A 25,907-nucleotide genomic window follows, 5' to 3' on the forward strand; every position below is an offset into this window, starting at 1 on the left:
CATCGCGGACGGGCGAGAGTGTCACATCGAGCCAAACCGGCTCATGCTGCACTGCGCCAGCCCGGCAGCGGCCGGTGGACCCAGGAGCGGGCGGCCGGATGGTCCGGCCTGCTCACGAAGCCCCAGTGGACGCCGTCGTGGCCGGGCGTCGCGCCGCCGTGGAGGGCGTCCCGCTCGCGAAGTCGGGCGCTCAGCACCACGGCCAGGGCGGCCACCTCCTCGGCCGTGGGCGACCCCCGGGTGATGCGCCAGCTCGCCGCGCCCAGCAGCCGGGTCGCGGGCTCCGGTGCGGTGGATCCGGTCGTTCCGGGTGTGTCGGCCATGGGTCTTCCTCCCCGGTCGGTCCTCTCCCGGCCGCGTGGCCGGCAGGGCTCACTGCGGCTGGTTGCCGTGTTTGCGGCTGGGCAGCGGGGCGTGCTTGTCCCGCAGCATGGCGAGCGTGCGGATGAGGACGGCGCGGGTCTCGGCCGGGTCGATGACGTCGTCCACCAGGCCGCGTTCGGCGGCGTAGTAGGGGTGCATCAGCTCGTCGCGGTACTCCTTGATGCGCTCCGCGCGGGTGGCCTCCGGGTCGGGTGAGGCGGCGATCTCCCGGCGGAAGACCACCCCCGCCGCGGCCTCCGCGCCCATCACGGCGATCTCGTTGACCGGCCAGGCCAGCGACACGTCGGTGCCGATGGAGCGGGAGTCCATCACGATGTACGCGCCGCCGTATGCCTTGCGCAGGATGAGCTGGACGCGCGGCACGGTCGCGTTGCAGTAGGCGTACAGCAGCTTCGCCCCGTGCCGGATGACGCCGCCGTGCTCCTGCCCGACGCCCGGCAGGAACCCGGGCACGTCGACCAGCGTGACGAGCGGGATGTTGAAGGAGTCGCACATCTGGACGAAGCGCGCGGCCTTCTCCGAGGACTCGATGTCGAGCACCCCGGCCAGCCGAGCGGGCTGGTTGGCCACGATCCCGACGACGCGCCCGTCCATCCGGGCCAGCGCGCACACGACGTTCGGCGCCCAGCGCTCGTGCACCTCGAAGTACTCGCCGTGGTCCACGATCTCCTCGATGACCCGCGTGACGTCGTAGGAGCGGTTCGGGTCGGCGGGCACGATGTCCAGCAGCGCCTCCGTACGCCGGTCGGCGGCGTCGCAGGTCGGCTCGGCGGGCGGCAGCTCGCGGTTGTTGGCGGGGAGGTACCCGAGCAGGTGCCGCACGTCCCGCAGGCAGCACTCCTCGTTGTCGTAGGTGAACCCCGCGACGCCCGAGGTCGTGGCGTGCACGTCGGCACCGCCCAGGGCCTCGTGGGTGATCTCCTCGCCCGTCACCGCCTGGACGACGTCCGGCCCGGTGATGAACATCTGCGAGGTGCCCTTGACCATGAAGACGAAGTCGGTCAGCGCCGGTGAGTAGGCCGCGCCGCCCGCGCAGGGCCCCATGATGACGCTGATCTGCGGGATCACCCCGGAGTTGCGCACGTTGCGCTGGAAGATGCCGCCGTACCCGGCGAGCGCGGTGACGCCCTCCTGGATGCGCGCCCCGGCGCCGTCGCACAGCCCGACGACGGGGGCCCCGGCCTTCTCGGCCAGGTCCATCACCTTGTGGATCTTCTGGGCGTGGGCCTCGCCGAGCGCGCCGCCGAAGATGCGGAAGTCGTGGGCGTAGGCGAACACCGTGCGCCCGTTCACCCGTCCCCAGCCGGTGAGCACCCCGTCCGTGTGCGGCCTCTTCGTCTCCAGCCCGAATCCGGTGGCGCGGTGCCGGCGGAAGGGTTCGGTCTCCACGAACGTCCCGGGGTCGAACAGCAGGGCGAGCCGTTCCCGTGCGGTGAGTTTTCCCTTCGCGTGCTGGGCGGCCGTCGCCTGCTCGCCCGGCCCGGCCTGAACGCGCTCGCGGAGCGCACGGAGTCCCGCCGCGCGGGCCCGTGATCCGTCGGAGGGCGGCGCCGCATCGACGGGCGCCGATTCCTCCCGTACCGGATTCTCCTCGGTGATGCTCACGCATGCCCCTTTCCGGCCTGCACAGAGATCTCAGGCATGACAGACGGGTGACCGACCGTGGAATGCGATCATTTCCGCGAAGGGCAACTCGACGTCCAGCCACGCGCCCGGGGCGGCGCCCCGTCGTTCAGACACCGGCCGCCGTCCGGCTGGAGGTAGGCGAACACACCGTCCGCCACCTCCGTCAGGGTCGGCTTCACCCCTGCCCCCGCGCACCCTCCGCGGCGGTGGCCTTCGCCGCGGCGTTCGCCTTCGCCTCGTCCTTGAGGTAGCAGCCCAGCACGGCGGACGTCACCCGGCCGTCGATGAGGGCCCCGGCGTGTGCCTGCGGACGGCTGCCCGCGGGCGCCGGCTCCACCGCCACGCTGACGGTGTAGCCCTCCGGCAGCGGGTGCGTCTCGAACTGCCACCCGGCGTCGTTCCCCGGGGAGCCGTCCACCCGCAGCAGCCGGGGCACGCCGGTCGCGGCGAGCGGCGTGGTGAAGCCGAAGGAGTGGAACGGCAGCCGCAGCCCGTGCCCCAGCGCCTTGCTGTACGCCTCCTTCAGCGTCCACAGCCGGATCACGGCGGCGTTGCGGTCCTCCTCGGGCAGCCACTCCAGCGCGTCCCGCTCGTGCTGGGTGCAGACGTCGTCCTCCAGGCCGCGCCCGTACACCGAACGCTTCGCCGACTCGACGTCCACCCCGATCGCCCCACGTCTGCTCAGCCCGACGACCATCACCTCGGCCGTGTGGCTCAGTGACATCTCCAGCTGTCCGCACCCGCGGATGTAGGGGCGGCCGTTGGGGTTCCGGGCCAGCTCCAGCTGGCCCGGGTGGGCGCCGAGCGCCGCCGCCGCGACCCGCTTGAGCAGCACGCGGGAGGCCGCGAACCGGCGCTTGGACTCGTCGTGGCTCAGCTGCTCGAAGCGTTCGGCCTCGGTACCGAGCAGCCGGATCAGCTCCGGGCAGGCCAGGTCCCGTGGTGCCCAGTCGGCCAGGAACCCGTAGGCGAGGACGTAGTCACTGTCGCGCAGGCCGGTGTCCAGGCCGTCCCACGCCTCCTCGTGTCCGCTCACCCGAACGGGGGGCGGTCCTGCCAGGCCGCTGCGTGCCGCCATGACGTGTCTCCTTCATATAGCTGTCGCTGTCGCTGTCCAGGGGGGGCGTGCGTGCGTCCCGCCGCTCAGACCCGCCCGCCGGCCTGCTGCGGCTGCGGGGCGGGCGGTTGCCCGGGAACCTCGGCGTTCGGCGTCACATCGCCCAGCACCGTTCCGTACAGATCCAGGGAGCGGCCCTGGTGGTACCGGGCCACCACGTGGGCCACCAGCGCGTCGGTGTCCTCACCGCCCGGCTCGGCGCCGGGCAGCCCGAGGCGCAGGCAGATGCGGCCGAGCGCGGCCGTCAGCCACGCCGGTTCGGTCAGGAACGGGCAGCCGGTGCGCGTCACCCCGTGCCGCCACACGCCCAGGCACGCCGCCGCGGCGGCGAGCAGCGTGTACCGCTCGGCCAGGGCGTAGCCGCGCGGGTTGGCCAGCACCGACGGGTCGCGCTCGGGCAGTTCCCGGCACTCCGCCGCCAGCTCCCGCAGCTGTCCGGAGAGCGCCGCCGTCCGGGCGCGGACGGCCTCCGCGTGCGGGCCGAGGGCGGGGGCCGCGTCGAGCAGCGCCTCCGGGTCGGCCAGCAGGGAGGTGAGCGGGTCGTCGGCGGCGGCGACCTTCAGCCGCTCCGCGTCCAGCGGCGGCAGCGCGTCGTGCAGGTGGAACAGTTCCGCGACCTCGGCCCCGCCCCCCGCACGCGGCGTCCACGACCGCCGGGCCAGGGTGGCCAGTTGGGGCACCAGCGAGGACAGGGCCGCCGCCGCGCCCGTCGGGCCGGGCGGCAGCTCCGCCAGGTCGATGAGGTGCTTGCGGAACGTGCCGTACCCCACCCCGTCGTGCCGGGCGTGGGCGAGCACGGGCAGCAGGTCCCCGGTGCTCTGCTGGAGCAGCCGGTGCCCGAGGTAGGTGCTCGCGGCCGACCACAGGCTCGACCGGTCGGGGAGCAGGTGGAGGGAACGGATCGTGGCCAGCGTCAGACAGTCGGCGATCAGCAGGTCGACGAAGGCGGAGGCGATGACCTCCTGGGCGTAGCGGGAACTGAGCGCCTGCCCGGCCTCGCCCCCGCCCAGGGCCACGCAGACCACCGAACGCAGCGCCGTGTCGGCGGAGCCGATCGCCATGGCCGGGACGAGGGGGCGGGCCATCTGCTGGGCGCGCACCACGGCGGCCGACCCCTGCCCGGCCGTGCCCAGCACCCGCCCCGGCGGCACCGGCCAGCCGTCGAAGTGCAGCTCGCCGACCGACAGCCGCCGCATGGCCGGCAGGTCCTGTCCCGGCACCTCGCGCACGCAGTCGGTCGGCAGGACCTCGCGGGGGAGGAGCAGCAACGTGTCCCCGGAGCCGTCGGTGTGCTGGGCCAGGACGACGTAGGCGTCGGCGCGCGGGATGTTCAGCCGGGCCGACGTCCGGCCGTCCAGCGTCAGCCCGTCGGGGCCGGGCGTGGCCCGGACCCCCGCGCCGCCCGTCGGAGCCTCGCGGGGCGCGGCGGTCAGCCGGCCGCCCTCCCGCAGGATCGCGGCGAGCGCGCGGCGCTGCTCCTCGTTCCCGTAGTGCCACCCGCACAGGGCGGGCAGCAGGGACGCGGCACCGTAGCCCCGGCCGAGCGCCGAGTCCCGGCGGCAGACGGCCCGCAACAGCCGGGCGACGGCGTCCAGACCGGTGAGTCGGCCCCCCAGCTCGCGGGGGACGAACTCCTCGTGCAGTCCGTAGGAGGCGAGGGTCGGTTCACCGCCGAGCGGCAGCTCGCCACGCCGGTCCGCGGCCAGCACCGCCGCGTTGGAGAGCGGCTTCGTCCGGTCGCGCGGGTCTCCGAGCAGCCGTTCCAGCGCGGCCACCCGGTCTTCGGTGGGCGGGAGTCGCATCATGCGTCCACGGTCCCCGCCCGGCCTGGAACACCGCTCGCACAGTGCTTGAAGGCGGGACCCGCCTGCGGAAGGCCCCGGCCCGGCGCGGCGGGTGGGCGGCGGTCGGGCGTCGGGCGGCGGCGGTCAGGCGGCGGGCGTGAGGCGGCGCGGGCGGGCCTCGTGCCGCGCCCCCGACAGGACGACCGCCAGGTGGGCCACCGAGGCCAGGGTGATGTGCCGGTGCCACCCCTGGAAGGAGCGGCCCGCGAAGTCGCGGATGCCGATGCCCTCGGAGATCTGCGCGGAGTCGCGCTCGACGGTGTCCGCGAGCCGGGCCAGCCGCAGCAACCCGGGCAGGGGCATCCCGCCGGGCCGGGCCAGCCACAGCGCCGCCGGGCCGTGCCCCGCGACGGGCCAGTCGGCGAGCAGCAGCATCGGCAGCCGGCCCCGCACGGCGTCCACGACGACGGGGATGGCCGCCGTCACCCCGGTGTGCGTGACGCCGCCGCGGAAGTGCACCTCGGCCTGGCGGCGGAACTGCTTCATGGTGGTGACGAGTTGCTCCGCCGCGACCGGCGCGTCGCAGTACGCGTGCAGCCGGGAGCTGTCCACGCGCACCCGCGTCTGCGGACCGATCCGCAGGAGGAACGGGGCCCGGCCCGCCCCGAAGTGACGCAGGGTGCGGGCCGCGTCGAGCCCCTTCGCGTCCACGACGACGGGCCGGCGCGGGGCCGCGTCACCGGCCACCTGCCGCACGGCGTCGCCGGCGCACTCCTCCAGCCCCGCCGTGCGGCTGGTCGCCGGGATGCAGGCCCGGGACCGCCGCAAGGGGTCCTCGAGCCAGCTGTCGGGCAGCACGAGCCGCCAGTTGCAGGGCACGCTCGCCCCCTCGGTGGCCAGCCACGCGCCGAACGCCTGCTGGGCGTTGACCGTCTGGCCCAGATGCGGCACGAACTGCTGCCCCACCCCCACCGAGTGCGGTCCGGCCTTCGGGATCACGAGCGGGCGCACCACCCACGCGTGCGGCGCGATCTCCCGCTCGACCCGCTGGACCAGCGACCGGCGCACCGCCGACCAGTCCCACGAGGAGCTGCTGATGAAGTGGTGCACGCTCTGCTGCGCCGACTCGCCGCCCATCTGCTCGGCGATGTTCCGCAGCGTCTTCCGCCCCTCGGCGGCCAGGAGCGCCCGTACGTAGCTCTCCGCCTTCACCCGCTGATCGCGCCGCAGGAGAGAGGCGAAGAGACCTTCGCAGAGACTGCCCACCAGGTCATGGCCGGTTTCCATCGTTCCCCCTAACCGAAGCCCTGCCGGATGCCACGCATCCACGGTTGTCCGGAGGGTGTCTCGCTCCTGTCCTACTCGCTTACCGAGCGGGTTCCGTTCGGATACCGTCGGCCCCCGAACGGTGGTGACCGCGTGATCGCGCTCCGTGCGACATTCGTTGCTGCCGCACCGCCCAGTGCATAGAATCGGGCGCTGATACTCACGCACGGCGTTGTACAGCGACGGGGGGCTGGCGAGCCATGATGGTGGGTGCTACGAGAACGGGCGTTCCCAGTTTTCGCATTCTCGGCGCACTGGAGGGCTGGTACGGCGACGTCCCGCTGCGCCTGGGCGGGGCCCTGCGCGAACGGACCCTCGTGATGCTGCTGTTGGAGGCCAACCGGGTCGTCCCGGTGGCCCGGCTCGTCGAGGCCGCGTGGGACAACGCGCCGCCCAGCAGCGCCTTCCACCAGATCCGCAAGGCCGTGGCCGAGTTGCGCCAGCGCATTCCCGACGGCGCCTCGTTCATCCTGACCGACGGGCCCGGCTACCGCGCCGTCCTCACCGAGGCGCAGCTCGACCTCGCCCAGTACCGCGCCGGGGTGGCGCGCGCCCGGCAGGCCGTGGCCGCCGGTGACCGCCCCGCCGCCGTCGAGGCGCTGCAGTCCGCCCTGGAGCTGTGGCGCGGCCCGGTGATGGCGGGCTTCGGCGGCCCCGTCATCGACGCCGCGTCCGCCGCCCTGGAGGAGCAGCGCCTCAGCGCGGCGGAGCAACTCATCGACCTGCAACTGGAGGCCGGGCAGGCCGGCGCCGTCATCGGGGAACTGCGCACGCTCGTCAACCAGCACCCGTTGCGGGAGACCCTGCGCGGCCACCTCATGCTGGCCCTGTACCGCACCGGGCGGCAGGCCGAGGCACTGGAGGAGTACAACCGCGTCCGCGCCCTGCTCGCCGACGAGCTGGGCATCGACCCGAGCGTGGAGCTGGCGCGGCTCTACGAGCGCATCCTGCGGCACAGCCCCGAGCTCGCACCGCCGCGCGAGCCCGCCCCGGACGCCGTGGCTCCGCAGCCCGCCGGTCCGGAGCCGGATCCGGACGGCGAGGCCCCCACCGCGTCCCAGCAGCCGCCGAGTTCCTCCCCGGAACCGGCGGCTGTACCGGTACCGCGCAGCCCGGCCCCGGCGACCTCCGTCCCCAGCGCCCTCCCGTACGACCTGCGGGACTTCTCCGGGCGCGAGTCCGAGCTGCGCTGGATCACCGACTCCGTGGGCCGCGCCTCCGGCGAGTGCGCCCGCATCATCGCCATCGACGGCATGGGCGGCAGCGGCAAGACGGCTCTCGCCATCCGCGCCGCGCACCGCCTCGTGGAGGACTACCCGGACGGCCAGCTCTTCGTCGACCTGCGCGGCTACACGCCGGGCCAGGAGCCGCTCAGCGCGGCCGTGGCCCAGGAGGCCCTGCTCGCGGCGTCCGGGGTGCCCAGCGAGGAGATGCCCACGACCGTGGCCGGCCGCACGGCGCTGTGGCGCTCCATCACCAAGCAGCGGCGGCTGCTCGTCGTGCTGGACAACGCCGCCGAAGCCGAGCACGTCAGTCCGCTGGTCCCCGCCTCCCCCGAGTGCCTGACCCTCGTCACCAGCCGGCCCCGTCTGGTGGACCTGGACGGCGCCGACTGGCTCTCGCTCGGCACGCTGTCCGAGGAGGACGGCCTCGACCTGCTGCGCCGCACCCTCGGCGACGAACGCGTCGCCCGCGAACCGGAGGCGGGCGCCGAGCTGATCCGGCTCTGCGGCCGACTGCCCCTGGCCCTGCGGATCGCCGCCGCCCGGCTGCGCAACCGCTCCCACTGGACGATCCAGCGGCTCGCCGACCGGCTCAGCGACGAGACCCGACGGCTGAGCGAACTCAACTCGGCGGGCCGCAGCGTCGCCGCCGCCCTGCGGATGTCCTACCAGGCCATGAACGACGGCCAGCGGGGCGACTTCCTGCTGCTCGGGCTGCACCCGGGCAAGAGCATCGGCGTCGAGGAGGCGGGCGCGCTGCTCGGCCGGGACGGCGTCGAGGCCGAGAACGCCCTGGAGGCGCTGCTCGACGCCCATCTGCTGGAGGAGCCGGAGCCGGGCGCCTACACCTTCCACGACCTCGTGCGCAGCTTCGCGCTCGGGCTGCGCGGCGCGGCCACGGCGACGCAGGAGGAGGAGGCGGTGCGGCGGCTGCTCGACCACTACGTGCTGACCTCGGAAGGCGCGTGCGACATGCTGTTCCCGGAGCGTTCCCGGCACACGGACCTGATCCCGGCGGCCGGGCCCTCGCCCGCGCAGTTCACCTGCCGCTCCCGCGCGCTCGACTGGCTCGACGGGCACCGGGACAACCTGATCGCCGCCGTCGAACTGGCCTACCGGCAGAACCACTTACGCCACGCCGCCTACCTCCCGCGCACGCTGTCCTTCCACTCCTCCATCCGCAACCACACCCGGGACTCGCGCCGGGCCTGCGTGCTGGCGGTGGACGCCGCCCGCCGGCTGAAGGACGGTGAACTGCTGCTCCTCATGCTGGCCACGCTCGCCATGGAGCACTGGCGGGTGGGGGCGTTCGAGGAGGGAATCACCTGTCTGGAGGAGGCCCTGGGACTCGCCCGCTCACTGGGCGACCGGGAGAGCGAGGCCGGCTGCATGGGCCGACTGGGCCAGATCTACAACAGCCTCGGCGACTTCCACCAGGCGCTCGGCTTCCTGGAGGGCGCGAGCCTGCTGGAGCAGGAGCTCGGCGCGCCGCGCGAACTGGCCGGCACGCTCAACGTGCTCAGCTCCGTCACCGTGCGGCTGGGCAAGTTCGAGGAGGCGGCCGACGCGGCCGAGCGGGCCATCGCCATCTGGCAGAACATCGGGGACCTCGGCCACACCATCGTCGCCCGCTCCAGCCTCGGCTTCGCGCTGATCGGCCTGCGCCGCCCCGACCGGGCGCTGGAGGAGCTGGGTGAGGCACTGCGCCTGTGCGAGGACTGGCACGGCCCGTCGGCCACGGCGCTCATCCTCGCGCAGCACGCGGGGGCGCACATCATGCTGGCCCGGCCCCAGGAGGCCCGGCGGTACATCGAGCAGGCCCTGGACATTCCGGCGAAGAAGGACGTCGCCGTGCGGCAGGCCGCGGTGGAGAGCATGGCGGGCCGGGTGTTCCTCGCACTCGGCGAGGCCGAGGAATCGATGATCCGCAGTCGCCGTGCATATGACCTGGCCGCGACCATCAATTTCCGATTCGAGATGGCGCAGGCCCTTGACAGTCTCGCCGAAGCGAGTAGGAGTCTGGGCGATCATGCCGCCGCCGAGGATTTCCTGCGGCAGGCGGACGAGTTGTTCCAGCGCATGGGCGTACCCGAAAACGCGCGACGGATCTTCTGAGTCGGGATACCGTCCCTCAGAAGATCCGACGCGCGTCCGGTCGTGCCGCCCGGTCACGGGTTGCCCTTGTCCTCCAGGATCACCATCTCGCCCGTGCCGTCGGCTCTGACCACGAGCCCGTTGTCGTCGTCCCCAGGTGTCCCCATGACAACCCCCCACGAGAACGCTGCTGCTGCGAGGATTCCGACCATGCCGCTCAGCTTCACGCGCATTCTCTTGCCCTCTCGACTGGTGTTCGCCTTTCGATGTGTCGAGAGTCGCAGCATCTCTTCCCGGGCCGTTCCTCCTTGGCCACTGGCAGGTTACTACCGCATTCCTGTCAAGCGGAAGTGTGAAATCAAGCGAAGCGGAACACTTAATTCACCAGGGGTTGAAGGAGTGCTTAGAGTGGGCATATGCGTATCGCATGTGGTCGCCCGGGAGCACGCGAAAGCCGCCGTCCGGCAGGGGCCGGACGGCGGCGGAGACGGCGGGGAGACGGCGGCGGGGAGCGCGGCGGGCGCCCCGGACCTACCCGGTCACGGGCGCGGTGGCCGGCGCGCCGACGGCGGCCAGCACGTCCGCGACGAGCCGTTCCAGGTCGGCGAGTACGGCGGCGTCCGTGATGATCCCCTCCGGGGTGCGCAGCGCGACCGCGTTGCCCACGGCGACGGGCGTGGCGCACTCGACCACCGACGCACCGGAGTTGGTCAGGATCTCGGCCAGCCGGGGCTGTACGTTCGCCCCGCCCGCGCGACCGGGCGAGGCGCTGGCGATCCCGACGGGCATGCCCTTGATGACGCCGCCGCCCGGCGGCCGGGACAACCAGTCGAGGGCGTTCTTGAGCATCCCCGGGGGGTAGCCGTTGTAGGCGGGCGAGCTGATGACGAGCGCGTCCGACCCGGCCACCAGCGCCGAGACGGCCCGCAACTCCTGGGTGCCGCCCGAACGTTCGACGTCCTCGTCGAACGGCGGGAAGGACCGGAGCGCGATGTCGACCGCCTCGCAGCCCTCCTGCTGCTCGAGGATGCGACGCATCGTGGCGATGACGGCCGTGTTGGACGATTCCCGGCGCAGACTGCCGGACAGGAGTGCGATCTTGGGCATGCTGTGGCTCCTCGGAGGCAACGTGTGCTCTCGATGATGCGCCGCCCTGTTCCCGGTCCGATACCGCACGCGTCCCGTGCGCGGGCAGCCCTGAACCGGACTGTGGCACGGGTCAACGGGGGAGACGCCGTACCACAGCCCGGAGCCGTGGTGCCGGGACGGACCCGGCGGTGCCCGGTGGGCCGGGCGGTTCAGGCCGTCGCGGTGATCGCCGCGACGCGCGGCGTGGCGAGGGTCGTGTAGTCCTCGGTGGCGAACGTGACCGCCACCTCGGGACGGACGTCGTTGAAGCCGATCTCCGGCGCGTCCCGCAGGCTCTGGTCCAGCACCACCTCAAGGCCCGGATCCGGCGAGTAGGGCGGCACCTGACGGTCCGTGCACCCGGTGAGGGCGTCGGCCGTCTCCGGCGTGACGAACCCGGCCGAGGCCCCGCCGTAGAGCCGGGCGACGGCGATCAGATCCAGGGTGCGCTGCTCCGGAACGACGGCGATCACGTGCCGCAGCGTGCGCCGGCCGCGCTTGACGCGCAGCAGGACGCAGCGGGCGGCGGCCTCGCCGGCCGTCGGGCCGAAGCGGAAGCGTGCCCCTCGGCAGGCCGCCAGACCCAGCAGGCGCGACCAGCCGGTGGAGTTCTCCGGGGCCTGCCCCGCCGCCGTGGCGGCGGACTTCCGGGCGTCGTGGGAGTCGAGCAGAGTAGCCACCGAATTCCTCCTCGGACCGCGCTTGCCGTTGCTGAGGTCAAACGGTGCCCCGGCGGCGTCCTCTTTCGCTCCCACCCGGTTCCCGTCGGCCGTTCCCGCAGGCCGTTCCCGCCGGGTCTCCGGCCGGCCGTCGCCCGGCGCCGCGCCCGTCGCGGCCGGTCAGAGGCTCACCGCCGACGGGAGACACCACCCTGCCCGGAACGCGCGCGGTCCCGGCGCGCGGGTGCGCACCGGGACCGTGGGACGTCCGCTCCGGTGGAGGGCGACCGTCCGACCGCTCGCCCTCCACCGGTGGCCTACTCGGCCTTGATCGCCGCCAGCATGTTCAGGCGGGAGGCCCGGCGCGCCGGCCACAGGGCCGCCAGCACGCCCACCACGGCGGCCAGGGCCAGGAACACCGCCATCCGGCCCCACGGCAGCACGAGTTCGTACGTCGACAGCTCGCTGCCGACGATCTCCCCGGCGGCCCAGCCGAAGAAGACGCCCAGCCCGATGCCCATGACGCCGCCGAAGAGCGAGATCACCACGGACTCCAGCCGCACCATCCGCTTCACCGCCCGGCGGTCCAGACCGATCGCCCGCAGCATCCCGATCTCCGAGGACCGCTCGAACACCGACATCGCCAGAGTGTTGATCACCCCCAGCACCGCCACGATGACGGCCATGGCCAGCAGCCCGTAGAGCATGTTCAGCATGAACGTGAACATGGAGGCGATCTCCTCGGACATGGCCTCCTTGTCCTGCACCAGCACGGCCGGGTTGTCGCCCAGGGCGGCCTCCAACGCCGACTGCGTCGCCCCGCTCGTGCCGTCCTCCGCCTTCACGAGGACCTGCATGCTGTCCACCCGCTGCAGGTGCGGGTCCAGGACGGCGGTGTCGAGCATGATGCCCTGCACCATCTCGTTGCCCTCGTACACGCCCGCGACCGTGAGCTCCCCGCGCTCGCCGTCCTCGAAGGTCGCCGGGAACGTCGAGCCGACCTCCCAGTCGTACCGCTCGGCCGTCTCCCGGTCGACGACGGCCTTCGTGCCGCCGAGGGCGGCCAGGGAGCCGTCGGTGAAGTCCAGCGAGAGCAGGTCGTCGATGTGCTCCCCGTTGACGCCCGTCAGCCACTCGGTGTCGCCGTCGATCTCGGCGGGCGAGCTGCGCAGCGGGCTGACGGCGGTCAGCCGCTCGTCGGCCGCGAGCGTCTCCTCGACCTCGGGGGAGAGTGGTTTGAAGTTCGCCATGCTGACCACGTAGTCGGCCTTCAGCGCGTCCGCGGCCATCTTCTCGATGCCCTTCTGCGCACCCCCGGCCAGGACGGTCAGTCCGGTGATCAGCGTCAGACCGATCATCAGCGCCGAAGCGGTGGCCGCCGTGCGGCGGGGGTTGCGGACGGCGTTCTGCCGCGCCAGCTTCCCCGAGACGCCGAACACCCGCAGCAGCGGCCCGGCGGTGGCGATGAGCGGACGGGACAGCAGCGGCGTCAGCACGAACACGCCGATCACCATGACGGCGGCGCCCAGGCCCATCGGACCCTTCGCGGAGTCCGCGTCCATGCCCGTGCCCAGCAGCACCAGCCCCGCACCGGCGGCCACCAGGACCGAGCCGATGGTGTTGCGCACCACGAGGCCGCGCGTCGTGGGAGCGGCGTGGAGGCTGCTCATCGCGGCCACCGGAGGGATCTTCGCGGCCCGGCGCGCCGGCAGCCACGCGGCCAGCACGGTGATCACCGTGCCCACGGCCAGGGAGACGAGAACGGTGCTACCGGTCACGCTCAGCGGACCGTCCGGCACGGTGACGCCGAGGGATCCCATCAGAGCGCGCAGACCGGCCGCGATGCCCACGCCGGCGGCCAGACCGGTGACCCCCGCGACCGCGCCGACGACGAACGCCTCGATCAGCACCGAGCGCGTCACCTGACGGCGGCTCGCGCCCACCGCCCGCATCAGTGCCAGCTCCTTCGTCCGCTGCGCGACCAGCATCGTGAAGGTGTTGGCGATGATGAACACGCCCACGAACAGGGCGATGCCCGCGAAGACGAGCATGCCCGTCCGCATCCCGCTCAACTCCGCCTCGATCCCCTTCGACTGGTCGGCGGCGAGCTTCTCGCCGGTGACGGCCTCGGCCGTCTTCGGCAGGATCTCCTCGACGGCGCCGCGCAGTTCGGCCTGCGAGGTGCCCGGGGCGGCGGTCAGCGTGATCTCGGAGAACTCGCCCGGGGCGGCGTAGAGCCGCTGGGCGGTGGCGGTGTCGAAGAGGACGAGGGTGCCGCCGGCGGCGACGTTGCCGTCGTCCGTGGTGAAGACACCGGTGACCTTCTCGCTGCGGACGGGACCGTCCACGGACATCCGCACGGTGTCACCGACCTCGTAGCCCGTGCGCTCGGCGGTCTTCGCGTCCAGCGCGACCTCGCCGGCCCGCTCCGGCGCACGGCCCTCCCGCATCGTGTAGCGGTCGTCGCGGCCGTCCTCACCGGCGTAGTGGTTGGCGCCCCTCGTCGACCAGCCCTGGCCGACGAGCTTGCCGTCCTTGTCGGCCAGGGCGGCGAACCCGGACACCGAGCCCGTCGCCTCCGCCACGCCCGGCAGCGCGGCGGTCTCCGCCAGCAGGTCCTGGCTCAGCGCCGGTGCGTCACCGGGGGTCGAGGACTGCGAGGAGTCGGGACGGACGGCGACGTCGACGTGGTCGAAGCCCTTCTCGGAGCTTTTCTGGAACGCCGTCGAGAGCGTGGAGGTGAACACCAGGGTGCCGGACACGAAGGCCACGCCGAGCAGTACGGCGAGCATGGTCATCAGCAGCCGGGCCTTGTGCGCGAGCACGTTGCGCACAGCGGTACGGAGCATGGGAAGTCCTACAGACAGGTCACGGGCTGTGTCACACAGCGGGGGTGGATGGGGGGACGGAGGGCCGGGCCGGCGGCCTCAGCTCGTCCTGCCCTTGGCGTCGAAGCCCTTCATGCGCTCCAGGACCTTCTCGGCCGTGGGCGCCGCCATGTCGTCCACGATGCGGCCGTCGGCCAGGAAGACGACCCGGTCCGCGTAGGAGGCCGCCACCGGGTCGTGGGTGACGATCACGACCGTCTGGCCCAGTTCGCGCACGGAGTTGCGCAGGAAGCCCAGCACCTCGCTGCCCGCCCGGGAGTCCAGGTTGCCGGTGGGCTCGTCGCCGAAGATGATCTCGGGTCGGGACGCCAGGGCGCGGGCGACGGCCACCCGCTGCTGCTGACCGCCCGAGAGCTGGCTCGGCCGGTGTCCCAGCCGCCCGCTCAGCCCGACGGTGTCGACCACCTGGTTCAGCCAGGCCCGGTCCACCTTCCGCCCCGCGATGTCCAGCGGCAGGGTGATGTTCTCCAGCGCGTTCAGCGTGGGCAGGAGGTTGAACGCCTGGAAGATGAAGCCGATCTTGTCCCGCCGCAGCTGGGTGAGCTTCTTCTCCTTCAGCGTGGTCAACTCCGTGTCGCCGATGCGGGCCGAGCCGCTGGAGACGGAGTCCAGACCGGCCATGCAGTGCATGAGGGTGGACTTGCCGGAACCGGAGGGCCCCATGATCGCGGTGAACTCGCCCTGCCGGAAGTCGACGGAGACCCGGTCCAGAGCGGTCACCTTGGTCTCACCCGCGCCGTAGACCTTCGACAGGTCGGTGGCGCTCGCGGCGGCCAGGCCGCCGCTGAGGGTGGCCGGGACGGGCTGGATGCTGGTGGTCACGGGAACGGGCTCCTGTCGGACGGAGGTCAAGGGAACACCTCCATCCTCGGCCCCCGATCCGCCCCGCGGATCCCCCGCACTGCCCGTCTTGGGGCCGCCTTCCGGCGGACGTCCGGGGCGGCGGCGGTCCTCCCTGGGGATGACGGACCCCCCGACCGACCCCGACCCGGACCCTGAGCCGCCCAGTCCGTCAACAGGGCGACTTTGCGACAATCCTCGCTCGTCGGCATATGCCAGCGGCGGACCCCCGCCCCCTGCTTCTGCGCCTGACGCTCCGTCAGGCGCCAATAAAATAAGACAACATCGCTCACCGAACGCGACGTTCGATGCACAGATCCGGTTACTCTCGTTCCGCACCCCGGAACGGGTCGCCGTTCCACGGCGCGCCCCGGAGGCCGGTGCCCGGATGGTGGAATGCAGACACGACGAGCTTAAACCTCGTTGGCCTCGTGGGCCGTGCCGGTTCGAGTCCGGCTCCGGGCACGCCGGCGCCCGCAGCCGGCGCGCCAGGAGACACGAGGGGCTCGAACCGCCTCCCGGAACGGAGCCCGCACACCATCCCGCACACCGGCCAGCCCGCCGTCCGGGCCGACGGACGGGGTCAGGCGGCGGTGGTCCAGTCGGTGGTGGTGTCGGCCCACAGGGACAGCAGGCGGACGTACTCCTCGGCCCGCCGGGTGTCGGCCGGCTGCTCCATCAGGCGCCGGATGGCGTCGTTCACGTCGGCGGCCGCCGCGGGGCGCGGGGCGTCGGCGAGCGGGGAGGAAGTCATGGGGACCACCGTACGGCCCCGGTCTGACACCGCGCCGCGAATATGCGTCCGGCAGGCAGGAGTTGACGCGATCTGAGCGAGCCGGGGCCGACGGTCAGGTGGTGGGGCGGTCGGCGCGCGCCGCCACGTCGGAACCCTGGCCGTCCGGAGCCCGGTCCGTCGGGGACGGGTCCTGCGCGGCGGGGCGACGGCGTCGGCGGTGGCGCAGGAGGGCCCAGGGGCCCCGCGCGTCGCTGACCTCCGTGCCGCCCTCGGCGGCTGCCCGCACCGCCGCGTGGGCGACGGGCAGCAGGCCCTCGCGCCTGGCCGCGTCCGGCCGCTCCTCCGCCTCCGGCCACAGTCCGAGGGCGCCGCACACCGACGGCAGGACGGCCATGGCGGCCGTCGCGTAACCCTCGGCGGAGGGGTGGTAGTGGTCGGGCCCGAACAGCTCGCGGGGGTTGGCGGCGAACTCGGGGCCCAGCAGGTCGCCCAGCGAGACCGTCCGCGCGCCCCGGGCGACGACCGCGATCGTCTGCGCGGCGGCCAGCTGCCGGCTCAGCCGCCGGGCGAGCCACCGCAGAGGCTGCCCCATCGGCTCCACCGACCCCAGGTCGGGACAGGTGCCGACGACGACCTCGCAGCCGGCCGAACACAGCCGCGTCACCGCGTCCGACAGGTACCGCACGGACTGGCTCAGCGGCACCCGCTCGGTGACGTCGTTGGCCCCGACCATGATGACGCAGACGTCGGGCACCCGGTCGAGGTCGGCCAGGACGCGGGAGACCTGGTGGTCGAGATCGTCGGAGCAGGCGCCGGTGACGGCGACGTTGCGCAGCCGCACCGGTCGCTCGGCGACGGCCGACAGTCCCGAGGCCACGAGCGCGGCCGGGGTCTGCCGGGCCCGGTGGACGCCCTGCCCGGCGGCCGTCGAATCGCCGAGGAACGCCAGCCGCAGCGGCGGCACCCCGCGCTCCCCGAAGCCGCCGCCGTACAGCCCGTCGGCCCCGGGCGGGTCGTCCAGCGGGACGCCGACCTTCCGCCGGGTCAGCTGGACCTCCGCCACCAGCAGCCCCACCGCCGCGCCGCTCAGCAGGCCGATCCCGCCCCCGCCGTACGCCGCGGCCGCCGCGATGCGCCGTGCCACCCTCGCTCTCGACATCCGCTTCCCCGCCTTCCCGTGTCCGCGTGGCCCGCTCCGTGGCCGCTCCGTGCCCGGCCCGTGCCCACCGCCGTCCGCCGTGGACGGCCGCTGCGCCCCCCGTCGCCGTCGTGTGCCTACTCGGTTGTTGCCCCGATGCGTACCTGCTGCAACGCCCCGTGACCCCGGTGTGCGGAATAGGCTGCTGTCACGGGACCGCGACCGCGGTCGCCCCTTCCAATGCGGAGACCACATTGCAGTATCACGAGTCGATGATCGAGCTGGTCGGCAACACCCCGCTGGTCAAGCTGAACAACGTGACGTCCACCTCCGGGGCCACCGTCCTGGCCAAGGTGGAGTACTTCAACCCGGGCGGCTCGGTGAAGGACCGCATCGCCGTCCGCATGATCGAGGCGGCCGAGCGGTCGGGCGAGCTGCGGCCGGGCGGAGTGATCGTGGAGCCCACGTCGGGGAACACCGGTGTCGGGCTGGCGATCGTCGCCCAGCAGAAGGGCTACCGCTGCATCTTCGTCTGCCCGGACAAGGTGTCCACGGACAAGATCAACGTGCTGCGCGCGTACGGCGCCGAGGTCGTCGTCTGCCCCACGGCGGTCGCCCCGGAGCACCCCGACTCCTATTACAACGTGTCCGACCGGCTGGTCCGGGAGACTCCGAACGCCTGGAAGCCGGACCAGTACAGCAACGTCAACAACCCGCGCTCGCACTACGAGACGACCGGCCCCGAGCTGTGGGAGCAGACCGAGGGCCGCATCACGCACTTCGTCGCGGGCATCGGCACCGGTGGGACGATCTCGGGGACCGGCCGCTACCTCAAGGAGGTGTCGGACGGCCGCGTCCGGATCGTCGGCGCCGACCCGGAGGGCTCGGTCTACTCCGGCGGCTCCGGGCGCCCCTACCTCGTGGAGGGCGTCGGCGAGGACTTCTGGCCCTCCGCCTACGACCGCGAGGTCACCGACGAGATCATCGCCGTGTCCGACAAGGACTCCTTCCAGATGACGCGCCGCCTCGCCAAGGAGGAGGGCCTGCTGGTCGGCGGCTCCTGCGGGATGGCGGTCGTGGCCGCACTGCGCGTCGCGGAGCGGCTGACGCCGGAGGACGTCGTCGTGGTGATCCTCCCCGACAGCGGACGCGGCTACCTCTCCAAGATCTTCAACGACGACTGGATCAGCCAGCACGGGTTCAGCGACCAGCCGGTCTCGGAGCCGACGGCCGGTGACGTGCTCGGGCTGAAGGCGGAGGGCATCCCGAACTTCGTGCACATGCACCCGACCGAGACCGTGGGCGAGGCGATCAAGGTGCTGCGGGAGTACGGGGTTTCGCAGATGCCGGTGGTCGCACCGGGAGCCGGGCACCCGGACGTGATGGCCGGTGAGGTGATCGGGGCCGTGGAGGAGCGCGTACTGCTCCACGCCCTGTACGCCGACCACGCCGGGCCGAACGATCCGCTGGACACGCACATGAGTCCGCCGCTCCCGGTCGTCGGCTCGGGCGAGCCGGTGGCCAAGGTGGCGGCCGCGCTGGAGGGACGGGACGCCGCGGTGGTCCTGGTGGACGGCAAGCCCACGGGCATCGTCACCCGTCAGGACGTCCTGGCCTTTCTCGCCGACCACGGCAACGTGCGGGCCATTCCCTGACGGTGACCAGGTCACGGGTGGCGAAGTGACGCGCCACACCACCCCTGCGGAGGCCGGGCCCCACCCATGGCGGGTGGGGCTCGGCCTCCGCACTCGGGTCCGGTGCGGCGACGCGATATGGACCACCAATCCGGGCGTGCTTTGGCTCTGTCCGCCGGACCGTCGCCGGGACCAGGGTGGGGGGACCTGACACAGGGCGGAGGTCCCCTTGAGCATCGCGTTCCTGCTGACCACCTTGGTCGTGGTGGTCACCCCCGGCACCGGCGTGGTGTACACCCTGGCCGCCGGGTTGTCCCACGGCCGCCGGGCGAGTGTGGTCGCCGCGCTCGGCTGCACCCTTGGCATCGTGCCGCATCTGATGGCGACGATCACCGGGCTCGCCGCGCTGCTGCACACCAGCGTCCTCGTCTACGAGGCGGTGAAGTACCTCGGTGTCGGCTACCTCCTCTACATGGCGTGGGCGACGTTTCGCGACAAGGAGGCGCTGGCCGTCGAGGGGGAGGTCGAGTCGCGGTCGACGGCTCGTGTGATCGCTTCCGGGGCGTTGATCAACCTTCTCAACCCGAAGCTCACGATGTTCTTCGTCGCGTTCCTGCCGCAGTTCGTGCCTGCGGACGAGTCCGGTTCCCTCGGCGTGATGCTGCGGCTCAGCGCCGTCTTCATGGCGGTGACCTTCCTCGTCTTCACCGCCTACGGGCTGTGCGCCGCCGCCGTGCGCCACCGCGTGCTGGGTCGTCCGAGGGTGATGACCGGCATTCGCGGGGTGTTCGCCGCCTGCTTCGTGTGCCTGAGCGCATGGCTGGCGATGGCGTGACGCACCCTCCGGCCTGCGGGAGCGCGCCGGCCCTCCCATGCCGAGAAGCGCCGCCGGGCGGGACGTGCCCCAGGTGTCACAGGCGTGCAACGGCCGGTTAACGGGCGCCGGGCAGGATGATCGACGTCGGCAACGGCGCCGATGCGCGGCGGCACTCCGGAGCGGCTCCCGGAGCAGTGCCGTCAGGGCCCGTTCCACGCGCCCAGGGGGACCGTCGCGGTCCCGTCCCCGGTCGGCTCGACCGGGGTGCGACGGTCCCCCCCCTTCGCGTGCGGTCAGTCGTCCGCGCGGCGGTCCTCCCGCTGCGTGCGGGTCAGCCGTCCTGCGGCGTTCACCGCGTTGACGCCGACCACGCCGGCCCACACGATGAGCAGGCCGGGCAGGCCCGCCTGGTCACCGGCGATCGCCGTCAACGGGATCGCCAGCACCAGGGAGGTCAGGGCCAGCGCGAAGGCGGCGCCCGGGCCCGTGGGCCCGTCGAACGGCCGCCGCCCGGACTCCTCGCGCACGGCGGTCATACGCTGCTCGGCCAGCCGTCGGCGGACCCGGGTGTCGACGACCTCGTCCAGCCGCTGGTCGACCTTCTCCAGGAACGCGTCGAGGAGGGCGTCGTCGTAGTCGGGGCCCAGGTCCTCGCGGGTCCGCAACGTCGCGTCCAGTTCCCGCCTCAGCTCGGGGTCTGCTCCACTCATACCGGTGACGCTAGCCCTCGCCGGGGGCCTGTGGCACGGGGGCTAACCCCCCTCTCGGACCACGGGACCGCCCGTCGTTGCATAGAGTCATGCAACGACGTTGACGGATGAATGCACACGGAGGGCGGTGGAGGCCATGGCCGGCGCGGCGGCGCGGCTGCACAAGCTGTTCGAGGGACACCGGCTGACCCCGACGCAGCGGCGGATCGCGCACTGCATGGTGCGGCGGGCCGACGACGCGCCGTTCCTCTCCAGCGTGGAGCTGGCCGAGCTGGCCGGTGTGAGCCAGCCCTCGGTCACCCGTTTCGCGGTCGCGCTGGGCTTCGACGGCTATCCGGCGCTCCGCCGCCACCTGCGGGAGGCGCCCGGCGACGGCGGGGCGGAGGCGGACGTCGACGCGACGGCGAACGCCTACCAGCAGGCCGTCCGGGCGGAGATCGAGAACCTGCGCCTGCTGGCGGCCCAGCTCGCCGACCCCGCCCCCGTCGCCGAGGCCGCGCGCGTCCTGGCGGCCTCCCGGCCGCTGCCCGTCCTCGGACTGCGCGCGGCGTCGGCGCAGGCGCGCGGGTTCGCGTACTTCGCCGCCAAGGTCCACCCCGACGTCCGGCTGCTCGACGAGGGCGGCACGATGCTGGCCGACCGCATCGACACCGCAGCCCGGGCCGGGGCCAGCGCGCTGCTGTGCTTCGCGCTGCCCCGGCACCCGCGCGAGGTGCTGGACGCCCTTGAGCAGGCCCGCGCGGTGGGCCTGCGCGTCGTCCTGGTCGCCGACAGCGCGTTCGCGCCGGTGGCGCGGCCGGAGGACATCCTGCTGCCCGCAGCCGTCGGCACCGGGCTCGTCTTCGACACCGCCTGCGCGCCGATGCTGCTGGGCAGGGTACTGCTGGAGGCGATGTGCGACGAACTCCCGGAGGCGCAGGCCCGGCTGGAGGAGTTCGACGCGCGGGCCGCCGAGCGGGGGCTGTTCCTGCCCTGAGCCCGTCGCGGGGCCGCCGCGTCAGGGCAGGGCGCGGGTGGTGGCGCTCACCCGCTCGACGGCGTCGGCCAGGGCCTGCGGCGTCCCGTCGGCGCGCAGCGCCTCGGCCAGGTCGTGCCCGGCGACGGCGACCTGGTCGCCGACGGCGAACAGTCCGGCGTCCGGCAGCTCGCGCGGCGGCCGCCCCGGCTCCTCCAGCCGCTGCGCACGGACGGCGAGGTCGCGGGCCAACTCCAGGGCGCGCGCCGAGGCGCCGCGCCGCAGCGCGCTCTGGGGCATGGAGCGCAGCCGGTCGGCCAGCGCGTCGACGGCGGTCATCAGGGGCGTCACATCGAGCACGTCCGCCAGCCTATGCGGGGCGCTCGGGGGTGTGCCCGGCCGGTGAGGGCCTGTTGCCAACGGGTGCGCTCTCGGGCACGGTGTCGGGAAGGACTCAGCGAGAGCGTCCGGAGGCGCCGATGTCCCAACTCTTCTCCGACGAGACCCATCAGAACCTGCTGTCCCGCATCCCCGCGTGCACGGGCCGGGAGGTCTGCGACTGGATGCGGACCGTCGACGACGGCCCGTCCTTCTTCCGCTTCGAGGACAAGGTGAACTGGCTGCGCGGGGAGCATCAGCTCGCCTACGGCCACGCCAAGGCCATCATCCACGAGCACGACCTCCGCCGCGGCCGTGCCGCCCGCAAGCACTGACGTTCCGCGAGCACTGAGGTCCGCGAGCGCCGGCGTCCGAACCCGCACACCCCCGCTGACCCGCACCGCGCCCGGGACCCGCACCGGGCCGGTACCCGTGACACACCCGCCGAGCCGACCCCGGCCGGGCGGGGCACGGCACAGACGAACGGCCCCCCGAGGCGAAGCGCCTCGGGGGGCCGTCGTCATGACGAACCGCTCACCGCCCCCTCGGGGGCGGGGCGTCAGTCACCGCTGTTGAGGATGAACGCCAGGCGCAGGAACTCGAAGTAGATCCAGGCCAGGGTCATGGTCAGACCGAAGGCGGCCAGCCATGCCTCCTCGCGCGGCGCGCCGTAGGCGATGCCGTCCTCGACCTGCTTGAAGTCCAGAGCGAGGAACAGCGAGGCGATGACGACGCCGGCGATGCCCATCAGGATGCCGATGCCCCCGGTGCGGAAGCCCCAGCCGTCACCCGCGCCGAACAGCGCGAAGCCGAGGTTCACCAGGCACAGCAGCCCGTAGCCGATGCCCGCCGCGATGGCGAAGCGGGCGAAGCGGGCGTTGACCCGGATGATCCGGGACTTGTACAGGAACAGCACCGCGCCGAAGACGGCCATGGTGCCGATCACCGCCTGCATGGCGGCACCCGGTGCGTACTGGTTGATGAAGTTGCTCATCGCGCCGAGGAAGACGCCCTCGAACACGGCGTAGGCCATGATCAGGGCCGGCGACGCCTGGCGCTTGAACGCCTGCCACATCCCGAGGCCGAATGCGACGAACGCCGCGACCAGGGCGATGCCCAGGCCGACGTTCAGCACCCAGGCGCCGGTGGCGGCCAGCACGACGGTGCCGAGCGTCATCGCGGTGCGCGAGACGACGTCGTCCATCGTCATGCGGTCGGTCTGCGGCGGGGCGGCGGGCGGGAAGCCCGTTCCCTGCTGCGGCTGGGCGTAGGGGTTGCCTGCCTGGGGCTGCGCGTACGGGTTGCCCGTGGGGGCCGCCGCGTAGGGGTTCCCGGCCTGCGGCTGACCGGCCTGGAAGCCGGCGTGCCCGTCCCGACTGAACCCCCGACGCGAGAAGACCGGGTTGCTGCTCCTCATCTCACTCCTCCATGGCCGCACGGCACGGCTTCTTGGACCAGGGTAATGCTTAAGCAAAGACCGCACGGTAGTCCACCAGGGGAACGAGGGAAAGAAGGGAAATTGTTCCGTGCGCGTGACGTGGTTCCAGCGGGTCTGGACCGGTCGTCGGGCCGCCTTGACCAGCCCTGTCCCTTCCCGGGGTGATTCATCCGATTCTGTCTGGATCTCACCGTTTCGGTGACGTCTGTTCGGTCCGAACCGGTACCCTCGGCCGTCCGGGCGTCGCTGCGAGCCGTGTCACACGGCGGGAGCCGTGACCTCGGCGCTACGCACGGGTAGCTTCCCAGACAGTCCTGGCCCGTCCGTCTTCCTGGAGCCGTCATGCCCGAAGCAGTGATCGTTTCTGCCGCCCGCTCACCCATCGGACGTGCCTTCAAGGGGTCGCTCAAGGACGTCCGTCCTGACGACCTCACCACGGAGATCGTGCGCACCGCCCTGGCCAAGGTCCCGCAGCTCGACCCGCGCGACATCGACGACCTCATGCTCGGCTGCGGCCTGCCCGGTGGCGAGCAGGGCCACAACCTCGGCCGGGTGGTCGCCGTGCAGCTCGGCATGGACCACCTGCCCGGCTGCACCATCACCCGGTACTGCTCCTCCTCGCTCCAGACGACGCGGATGGCCCTGCACGCCATCAAGGCCGGGGAGGGCGACGTCTTCATCTCGGCCGGTGTCGAGACCGTCTCCCGCAGTGTGAACGGCACCTCGGACGGGATGCCCGGCACGCACAACCCGATCTTCGCCGACGCCGAGGCCCGCACCGCCGCCCGCGCCGAGCAGGGCGGCGAGGGCTGGACCGACCCGCGCGAGAACGGCGAGCTGCCCGACGTGTACCTCGCGATGGGGCAGACGGCGGAGAACCTGGCCCGGCTGAAGGGCGTGACCCGTCGGGACATGGACGAGTTCGGCGTCCGCTCGCAGAACCTCGCCGAGAAGGCCATCGCGGACGGCTTCTGGGAGCGCGAGATCACCCCGGTGACCACGCCGGACGGCACGGTCGTCAGCAAGGACGACGGCCCGCGCGCCGGCGTCACCCTGGAGGGCGTCGAGGGCCTCAAGCCCGTCTTCCGCCCCGACGGACTGGTGACGGCGGGCAACTGCTGCCCGCTCAACGACGGCGCTGCCGCGCTGGTCGTCATGTCCGACACGAAGGCCCACGAGCTGGGCATCACGCCGTTGGCCCGCGTGGTCTCCACCGGTGTGTCGGGGCTGTCGCCCGAGATCATGGGCTACGGCCCCGTCGAGGCCAGCAAGCAGGCCCTCGCGCGGGCCGGTCTGACGATCGGTGACATCGACCTCGTCGAGATCAACGAGGCGTTCGCAGCACAGGTGATCCCCTCCTACCGGGACCTGGGCATCGACCTGGACCGGCTGAACGTCAACGGCGGTGCGATCGCCGTCGGTCACCCCTTCGGCATGACCGGTGCGCGCATCACCACGACGCTGATCAACTCGCTCCAGTGGCACGACAAGCAGTTCGCCCTGGAGACGATGTGCGTCGGCGGCGGACAGGGCATGGCCATGGTCCTCGAACGGCTCAGCTGACCCGCCGGGGCCGCCCGGCCCCCGCCCCGGAGCCCCGGCCTCCGCCGGGGCTCCGGGCGTGTCCGGAGGCGCCCCGGCGGAGGCTGACCCGCCGGGGCCGCGCGGCTGACCCGCCTCCGGCACCCCCGCAACCTGGGAAAACCGGTACCGGGATGTGATGTCCGTCCCACGGGCGTAGCCTTTTCGCAGCTCAGTGAGGCTTTGGCCAGAGGTCTGCTCGGGGGTGCATGCACTGTTTGTGATGTTTTCCGCTGTGCTTGAGCCCGGAGCGCGGTAAAGGTGAGGTAGGAATTCGGGGCTGAAGCCGAGTCGGGAGTACGTCCAGTGATCGCCATATCCCTCATCCTGCTGCTGGCCGCCGTGGTCGTCGCGGTGCTGAGCGGAGCCGCCCTGCACGCCGTGCGCGGGCTGCGTCGCGAGGTGGCCGGGCTCCGCCGTGACCTGGTGGTGCGGACCCGGACCGACGCCCCGGCGACCGCGCTGTCCACCGCCCACACCGCGCCCGTCGGCGACGAGGTGAGGGCGGCCGTGGCGGAGGCACTCGCCGCCGAGCGGGAGCGCGAGCTGGCGGAGGCGCGGGCCTTCTGGGCCGCGCAGGAGGCCCGCGCCACCGAGGACGGCGTCGGTTTCGGCGACGGCCCCTACGGGAGCCATCAGGACTACGGCGTGAGCGCCGTGGACGCCGCCCTGCTGGACGCCCTGCTCGACGAGGTGGCCGACGGGCCGGAGGCGGGCCCGCTGCTGCCGCGTCAGCCCGACCGGGAGGCGGGTGACCGTTCCGGCGGTCCGCGCCCGGACGGTGGCTTCTCGCCGCTGCCGCCCTTCCCGGAGCCGCTTCCGGAGGTCTTCCCGTATCCGGAGAGCCTGCCGGGGGCCGCCCTGCCGGAGGCCGGGTCCGTCGAGCCGACGCGCGGGGAGCCCACCCGTACCGGGTCTGCGGACGCCGGGTCGGTGGAGGTCGGCCCCACGGACGCCGGTCCCACGGACGTCGACTCCGCCCACGCCGAGCCCGCCCACGTCGAGGCGGCGCACGCCGACGCGGCGGAGGCCGCTCGTGCCGACGCGGAGGCCGCCGGACGGGCCGCGGCCCGGCGCCGTCACCCATCCAACCCGCACCACACTCTTTCCGGTGAACCGGTGGTGCCGGCGCAGAGCGGGGGCGTGGAGGACGAGGCGCAGCTCACCGTCGAGCGGCTGGCCGCCGTGGCCTCGGCGGGCACCGAGCTGACCGACGTCCGGCCCGGCCCGCTCGGCACGCTGGACGTGTACGTCTTCGCCGACGGCACCACGCTCTGCCTCTCGCCCGGGCACCAGGACACCGCCCACCGGCTCTCCGGCGCCCTGCGCGCCGGGTCGGCGCCGGTGCTGCTCGGCGGCTCCGGGGTCTCCGGCGGCTACGCGCTGACGTTCGCCTACGGGGACGAGACGGTCTACGTCCTGGCCGACCGCGTCATCGCCTCCCTCTGACG

At 73.1% G+C, this 25,907-nt stretch carries 21 protein-coding genes and 1 tRNA gene; 8 read left to right on the forward strand and 14 right to left on the reverse strand.

Going from position 1 to position 25,907, the window contains the following annotated elements; all coding sequences use genetic code 11:
- Positions 1 to 41: 41 nt before the first annotated feature.
- From V6D49_RS17805 to V6D49_RS17825, 5 genes are all read right to left on the reverse strand, one after another.
- On the reverse strand, positions 42 to 323 hold the full coding sequence (locus V6D49_RS17805; RefSeq protein ID WP_340560974.1) for an acyl-CoA carboxylase epsilon subunit: 282 nt from the start codon (positions 321 to 323) through the stop codon (positions 42 to 44).
- Positions 324 to 372: 49 nt separating this feature from the next.
- A complete protein-coding gene (locus V6D49_RS17810) occupies positions 373 to 1,989 on the reverse strand; it encodes an acyl-CoA carboxylase subunit beta (protein ID WP_340560976.1) in 1,617 nt (538 codons plus the stop codon).
- A gap of 196 nt (positions 1,990 to 2,185) precedes the next feature.
- Entirely contained in the window at positions 2,186 to 3,088 is a 903-nt protein-coding gene (locus V6D49_RS17815; RefSeq protein WP_340560977.1) for a 4'-phosphopantetheinyl transferase family protein, read from the reverse strand.
- A gap of 65 nt (positions 3,089 to 3,153) precedes the next feature.
- Positions 3,154 to 4,932 (reverse strand): acyl-CoA dehydrogenase, encoded by a 1,779-nt coding sequence (locus V6D49_RS17820; RefSeq protein WP_340560979.1) that lies wholly within the window; start codon positions 4,930 to 4,932, stop codon positions 3,154 to 3,156.
- A 123-nt stretch (positions 4,933 to 5,055) separates the two neighbouring features.
- Positions 5,056 to 6,198, reverse strand: a complete 1,143-nt coding sequence (locus tag V6D49_RS17825) for an IS701 family transposase (RefSeq protein WP_340560981.1) — start codon at positions 6,196 to 6,198, stop codon at positions 5,056 to 5,058.
- Positions 6,199 to 6,443: 245 nt separating this feature from the next.
- Between V6D49_RS17825 and V6D49_RS17830 the strand changes: the two genes are divergently transcribed.
- Positions 6,444 to 9,575: an AfsR/SARP family transcriptional regulator gene (locus V6D49_RS17830; RefSeq protein WP_340560983.1), complete on the forward strand. Its 3,132-nt coding sequence runs from the start codon at positions 6,444 to 6,446 to the stop codon at positions 9,573 to 9,575.
- A 510-nt stretch (positions 9,576 to 10,085) separates the two neighbouring features.
- Here the strand turns inward: V6D49_RS17830 and V6D49_RS17835 are convergent.
- From V6D49_RS17835 to V6D49_RS17850, 4 genes are all read right to left on the reverse strand, one after another.
- Positions 10,086 to 10,661: an NADPH-dependent FMN reductase gene (locus tag V6D49_RS17835; protein ID WP_340560985.1), complete on the reverse strand. Its 576-nt coding sequence runs from the start codon at positions 10,659 to 10,661 to the stop codon at positions 10,086 to 10,088.
- 191 nt (positions 10,662 to 10,852) lie between these two features.
- On the reverse strand, positions 10,853 to 11,362 hold the full coding sequence (locus V6D49_RS17840) for a YbaK/EbsC family protein (RefSeq protein ID WP_340560987.1): 510 nt from the start codon (positions 11,360 to 11,362) through the stop codon (positions 10,853 to 10,855).
- Positions 11,363 to 11,658: 296 nt separating this feature from the next.
- A complete protein-coding gene (locus tag V6D49_RS17845) occupies positions 11,659 to 14,190 on the reverse strand; it encodes an ABC transporter permease (RefSeq protein WP_340560989.1) in 2,532 nt (843 codons plus the stop codon).
- 78 nt (positions 14,191 to 14,268) lie between these two features.
- A complete protein-coding gene (locus V6D49_RS17850) occupies positions 14,269 to 15,051 on the reverse strand; it encodes an ABC transporter ATP-binding protein (RefSeq protein WP_340560992.1) in 783 nt (260 codons plus the stop codon).
- 400 nt (positions 15,052 to 15,451) lie between these two features.
- Between V6D49_RS17850 and V6D49_RS17855 the strand changes: the two genes are divergently transcribed.
- Positions 15,452 to 15,534, forward strand: a tRNA-Leu gene (locus V6D49_RS17855).
- A gap of 118 nt (positions 15,535 to 15,652) precedes the next feature.
- Here the strand turns inward: V6D49_RS17855 and V6D49_RS17860 are convergent.
- On the reverse strand, positions 15,653 to 15,823 hold the full coding sequence (locus V6D49_RS17860) for a hypothetical protein (protein ID WP_340560995.1): 171 nt from the start codon (positions 15,821 to 15,823) through the stop codon (positions 15,653 to 15,655).
- Positions 15,824 to 15,917: 94 nt separating this feature from the next.
- A complete protein-coding gene (locus tag V6D49_RS17865) occupies positions 15,918 to 16,964 on the reverse strand; it encodes an SGNH/GDSL hydrolase family protein (RefSeq protein ID WP_340560997.1) in 1,047 nt (348 codons plus the stop codon).
- A 233-nt stretch (positions 16,965 to 17,197) separates the two neighbouring features.
- On the opposite strand from V6D49_RS17865, the gene V6D49_RS17870 reads away from it, so the two are divergent.
- On the forward strand, positions 17,198 to 18,598 hold the full coding sequence (locus tag V6D49_RS17870; protein WP_340560999.1) for a cystathionine beta-synthase: 1,401 nt from the start codon (positions 17,198 to 17,200) through the stop codon (positions 18,596 to 18,598).
- A gap of 208 nt (positions 18,599 to 18,806) precedes the next feature.
- Entirely contained in the window at positions 18,807 to 19,412 is a 606-nt protein-coding gene (locus tag V6D49_RS17875) for a LysE family translocator (RefSeq protein WP_340561000.1), read from the forward strand.
- Between the two features lie 275 nt (positions 19,413 to 19,687).
- Here the strand turns inward: V6D49_RS17875 and V6D49_RS17880 are convergent, their stop codons facing one another.
- A complete protein-coding gene (locus V6D49_RS17880) occupies positions 19,688 to 20,104 on the reverse strand; it encodes a hypothetical protein (protein ID WP_340561001.1) in 417 nt (138 codons plus the stop codon).
- A gap of 136 nt (positions 20,105 to 20,240) precedes the next feature.
- On the opposite strand from V6D49_RS17880, the gene V6D49_RS17885 reads away from it, so the two are divergent.
- On the forward strand, positions 20,241 to 21,080 hold the full coding sequence (locus V6D49_RS17885; RefSeq protein WP_340564107.1) for a MurR/RpiR family transcriptional regulator: 840 nt from the start codon (positions 20,241 to 20,243) through the stop codon (positions 21,078 to 21,080).
- A gap of 21 nt (positions 21,081 to 21,101) precedes the next feature.
- Here the strand turns inward: V6D49_RS17885 and V6D49_RS17890 are convergent, their stop codons facing one another.
- On the reverse strand, positions 21,102 to 21,419 hold the full coding sequence (locus tag V6D49_RS17890; RefSeq protein WP_340561003.1) for a hypothetical protein: 318 nt from the start codon (positions 21,417 to 21,419) through the stop codon (positions 21,102 to 21,104).
- A 119-nt stretch (positions 21,420 to 21,538) separates the two neighbouring features.
- On the opposite strand from V6D49_RS17890, the gene V6D49_RS17895 reads away from it, so the two are divergent.
- Positions 21,539 to 21,772: a DUF4287 domain-containing protein gene (locus V6D49_RS17895; protein WP_340561005.1), complete on the forward strand. Its 234-nt coding sequence runs from the start codon at positions 21,539 to 21,541 to the stop codon at positions 21,770 to 21,772.
- A 224-nt stretch (positions 21,773 to 21,996) separates the two neighbouring features.
- Here the strand turns inward: V6D49_RS17895 and V6D49_RS17900 are convergent, their stop codons facing one another.
- Positions 21,997 to 22,854: a Bax inhibitor-1/YccA family membrane protein gene (locus tag V6D49_RS17900; RefSeq protein WP_340561007.1), complete on the reverse strand. Its 858-nt coding sequence runs from the start codon at positions 22,852 to 22,854 to the stop codon at positions 21,997 to 21,999.
- 363 nt (positions 22,855 to 23,217) lie between these two features.
- Here V6D49_RS17900 and V6D49_RS17905 point away from each other — a divergent pair, with 363 nt between their 5' ends.
- Together V6D49_RS17905 and V6D49_RS17910 are read left to right on the forward strand one after the other, a co-directional pair.
- Positions 23,218 to 24,438: an acetyl-CoA C-acetyltransferase gene (locus V6D49_RS17905; RefSeq protein ID WP_340561009.1), complete on the forward strand. Its 1,221-nt coding sequence runs from the start codon at positions 23,218 to 23,220 to the stop codon at positions 24,436 to 24,438.
- A gap of 324 nt (positions 24,439 to 24,762) precedes the next feature.
- A complete protein-coding gene (locus tag V6D49_RS17910) occupies positions 24,763 to 25,905 on the forward strand; it encodes a hypothetical protein (protein ID WP_340561011.1) in 1,143 nt (380 codons plus the stop codon).
- Positions 25,906 to 25,907 lie beyond the last annotated feature (2 nt).

Source organism: Streptomyces sp. GSL17-111 (assembly GCF_037911585.1).
In the GTDB taxonomy this organism is placed as follows: Bacteria; Actinomycetota; Actinomycetes; order Streptomycetales; family Streptomycetaceae; genus Streptomyces.

Coding starts and splice junctions, on each gene's coding strand:
- V6D49_RS17825 (WP_340560981.1), bottom strand. CDS start 6,198: ATGGAAACCGGCCATGACCTGGTGGGCAGTCTCTGCGAAGGTCTCTTC.
- V6D49_RS17805 (WP_340560974.1), bottom strand. CDS start 323: ATGGCCGACACACCCGGAACGACCGGATCCACCGCACCGGAGCCCGCG.
- V6D49_RS17905 (WP_340561009.1), top strand. CDS start 23,218: ATGCCCGAAGCAGTGATCGTTTCTGCCGCCCGCTCACCCATCGGACGT.
- V6D49_RS17835 (WP_340560985.1), bottom strand. CDS start 10,661: ATGCCCAAGATCGCACTCCTGTCCGGCAGTCTGCGCCGGGAATCGTCC.
- V6D49_RS17880 (WP_340561001.1), bottom strand. CDS start 20,104: ATGAGTGGAGCAGACCCCGAGCTGAGGCGGGAACTGGACGCGACGTTG.
- V6D49_RS17820 (WP_340560979.1), bottom strand. CDS start 4,932: ATGATGCGACTCCCGCCCACCGAAGACCGGGTGGCCGCGCTGGAACGG.
- V6D49_RS17900 (WP_340561007.1), bottom strand. CDS start 22,854: ATGAGGAGCAGCAACCCGGTCTTCTCGCGTCGGGGGTTCAGTCGGGAC.
- V6D49_RS17885 (WP_340564107.1), top strand. CDS start 20,241: ATGGCCGGCGCGGCGGCGCGGCTGCACAAGCTGTTCGAGGGACACCGG.
- V6D49_RS17845 (WP_340560989.1), bottom strand. CDS start 14,190: ATGCTCCGTACCGCTGTGCGCAACGTGCTCGCGCACAAGGCCCGGCTG.
- V6D49_RS17895 (WP_340561005.1), top strand. CDS start 21,539: ATGTCCCAACTCTTCTCCGACGAGACCCATCAGAACCTGCTGTCCCGC.
- V6D49_RS17865 (WP_340560997.1), bottom strand. CDS start 16,964: ATGTCGAGAGCGAGGGTGGCACGGCGCATCGCGGCGGCCGCGGCGTAC.
- V6D49_RS17815 (WP_340560977.1), bottom strand. CDS start 3,088: ATGGCGGCACGCAGCGGCCTGGCAGGACCGCCCCCCGTTCGGGTGAGC.
- V6D49_RS17860 (WP_340560995.1), bottom strand. CDS start 15,823: ATGACTTCCTCCCCGCTCGCCGACGCCCCGCGCCCCGCGGCGGCCGCC.